The organism is Paraburkholderia franconis (assembly GCF_009362735.1).
GTDB classification, from domain to species: Bacteria; Pseudomonadota; Gammaproteobacteria; order Burkholderiales; family Burkholderiaceae; genus Paraburkholderia; species Paraburkholderia franconis.
Genome location: NZ_WHNP01000230.1, coordinates 1 through 1,120, shown reverse-complemented (window position 1 = coordinate 1,120; position 1,120 = coordinate 1). Strand labels below are relative to the sequence as shown.

Annotated in this window: 3 protein-coding genes; 1 reads left to right on the top strand and 2 read right to left on the bottom strand. The window is 58.8% G+C overall.

All coding sequences use genetic code 11. The annotated features are described in order from the left end of the window. A partial coding sequence (locus tag GCT13_RS47845; RefSeq protein ID WP_152766407.1) for a transposase occupies positions 1-245 on the bottom strand: 245 nt, incomplete at its 3' end. Between the two features lie 387 nt (positions 246-632). Here GCT13_RS47845 and GCT13_RS47840 point away from each other — a divergent pair. Continuing rightward, on the top strand, positions 633-830 hold the full coding sequence (locus GCT13_RS47840) for a hypothetical protein (RefSeq protein WP_152768449.1): 198 nt from the start codon (positions 633-635) through the stop codon (positions 828-830). Positions 831-851: 21 nt separating this feature from the next. Here the strand turns inward: GCT13_RS47840 and GCT13_RS47835 are convergent. Beyond that, on the bottom strand, positions 852-1,120 hold a 269-nt coding region (locus GCT13_RS47835; RefSeq protein WP_193727589.1), incomplete at its 5' end, for a transposase.

Sequence of the window (1,120 nt, the reverse complement as noted above, 5' to 3'; positions counted from 1 at the left end):
ATGTCGCGCTCCATTTTTAACTGGCGATTCTCACGGCGCAGCCGCGTAAGCTCCTGCCGCTCGGCCGTGGTCAGCCCGTCATGACGCACCCCAGCATCACGTTCGGCTTGCGCAACCCAGTTGGTGATGGTCTGCGCCGTCGGTTCGAACTCGCGAGCGAGCTCCTGCGGTGTGCGCCCGGCCTTGACCAGTTCCACCATCTGCGCCCGGAATTCCGCCGGGTACGGTGTACGAGTCTTGCCCATTTCGGCACCTCCTGTAAAAGGATAGGTGTCCGTTTTGCCGGGTCAACTTCACACGCCATTCGTCGACCGCTCTCCGGGCCTCCGGAAGAACGAACAATTCACCAGTTGCAACGGTCGTTACCGAGAACATATGGCCTCCAGAAAAAGGCCATCCGGGAGCGTCGTTTGACGTTCCACGAATGGCGGAACGTCGAACAACACTGGGACGATTCTAGGCGAAAAAAGGCAGTTGTCCAGGTCAATGCCTAACGCATTGACGTGAGCGAAGTTCGATATGCACTCGCTAACTTTGTGTCACTGGACAGTAGTACTAAGTTGCACGTATGGAACACACGTTCGCCTCAAGTCGTCGAATGTGTGCTGCCACTCTTTTTGTCCCGGAAACGCGTGGAACTGGCCGATGCCGTCGACGCCGCCAGGGAGGCTGGCTGGCGAGGCGAAGTGCAGGGCGACCCGCGCATCTTCGTTTTGCCGAACGAAGGTGAGTTCCAGTTCGGATTCGTCTGGACCGGCACGCACACGACGGTATTTGCCCCGCTCGCGTTGCCCTGGATGACACCCAAACATGTGGCGGCCTGCTATTGATCCGGCAATAAAATGTTGAAATCAAGCCGCATAACGGACAGGATCATGCTGGAAGTATCGCCGGATGCGTTCGGGTTGCTTCTGCACAACCCTGTAATGGTGCGCGGTGGCCTTGACCAGTTGCAGCCTGGTACGCGTTGGCGCCCGCCGTGTGACGCTTTGCTTGAGGTCGGCGTTGGCCATCTCGTTGGGATTGAGCTCAGGGCTGTAGCTGGGCAGATAGAACACCTCGATCCGGTCGCGGTGCCTGCCCAGCCAGGCCTTCACGGCCTTGCCGTGATGGACACGCA